The organism is Treponema sp. UBA785 (genome assembly GCF_002297065.1).
Lineage (GTDB): Bacteria > Spirochaetota > Spirochaetia > Treponematales > Treponemataceae > Treponema_D.
On record NZ_DBJD01000051.1, the window covers coordinates 1,503 to 2,960 of the forward strand.

Below are 1,458 nucleotides of genomic sequence, written 5' to 3' on the forward strand. Positions count from 1 at the left end.
TTTTTTTCCGAGCCAGACCCCTGCTATACAGCCTGCCACGCTCAAAAAAACATACAAACCGCCAACTCCGCAATTTTTGGCCGTAAAAAGGTTATAGGCTTCGAGGCTGAATGTTGAAAATGTTGTAAATCCGCCGCAAATTCCTGTCTTTAGAAAAAGCATTGCGTTTTTTGAAACATTTTTGTTTTCTGCTATTCCGACAACAAATCCAATGAGAACTGCGCCTAAAAAATTTGTAACAAGCGTCAGAACCGGGAATTGTGTTTTGACAGGAATAAGACTAATGGCATACCGGCCGCAAGCGCCTGCTGCTCCGCCTAGGGCTACGAAAAAAAAACTCATTTTTTTTAAGACGCTTTAATGCTCTGCCATTGGATGGTCCTCTAGCTTGCCTTTGTGCGAGAGATTGACCGCTCTATTTAAATAATGAAAGGTAATAAATATTCCCCATATAAAAATCAAGCAAAATGATATAAGGCAAATTGCCGAAAGATCTTTCATAAAATATGAAACAATAATTGCAAGTGTAACAGTTGCCTGAATCGACAGCAAAAACAAAATTGCCGCATTTTTTGAAAAGCCAATATTCAAAAGCTTGTGATGAATATGCGCCCTGTCAGGACTAAAAATCTTTCTGTGCTCACGCAGACGTCTCCAGATTGCGGCAATTACGTCTGTCAAAGGAATCGAGCACATAAGAACCATCATTGGAATTTCGCGGAAATTAAACCTTGGATTGTCAAAAAAGAAAAACGGAGAAACGGCGATCAAATATCCTAAAGATTGGCTTCCGCCATCGCCCAGAAATATTTTTGCGTTCGGCTTGTTCCAGTACATAAAGCCAAGCAAAGACGCGCAGAGCATAAAATAAATAAGGCTCATGCCGTTGTGCGCCTTATAAAGCATAAAACCTATTGAAAGACAGGCAAAAAATGAAATTCCTGAACAAACACAGTCCATCCCGTCAATCAGGTTATAAGCATTTACAATTGAAACAATCCAGAAAAAAGTAAGTATTTCGCCGACAAAAGGCGGAAATTTCCAGTACAAAAATGTCGTAAAGTGATAAGGGCTTACGCTCACAACTAAAGCCGCAAGAATCTGCATTAAAAACTTCAATTTTGCGCGCATATTAAGAATGTCGTCCAAAATTCCAAAAAAAAGAATAATTCCAAAACCTATGAATAAAGGCCAATAAAAACTAAGCACGACAGTTTTAAAAACAAAACGAACAAAAAACCAGACAATTAAAAGAGAGGCAAAAACTGCAATTCCGCCAAGACGAGGAATATTTCCTGTGTGAATCTTGCGCGGATCAACTTCATCATAAAGGCTTAATTTTCTGCAAATTCTAATAATTAACGGACAAAAGACTAAAGATAATACAAACGTGCCAAGAATGGCCAAAAGCATGCTAAACTCCTTGAAAATACATACTATGAGCCTATGAGCCTATGA

Annotated in this window: 2 protein-coding genes; both read right to left on the reverse strand. The window is 38.4% G+C overall.

Features of this window, described 5'->3' with window-relative positions:
• On the reverse strand, positions 1–342 hold a 342-nt coding region (gene crcB, locus B2X33_RS04015), incomplete at its 3' end, for a fluoride efflux transporter CrcB (protein ID WP_296667825.1).
• A gap of 15 nt (positions 343–357) precedes the next feature.
• Complete coding sequence (locus B2X33_RS04020) at positions 358–1,413, reverse strand: glycosyltransferase family 4 protein (RefSeq protein ID WP_296667828.1); 1,056 nt, start codon at positions 1,411–1,413, stop codon at positions 358–360.
• Positions 1,414–1,458: the final 45 nt, after the last annotated feature.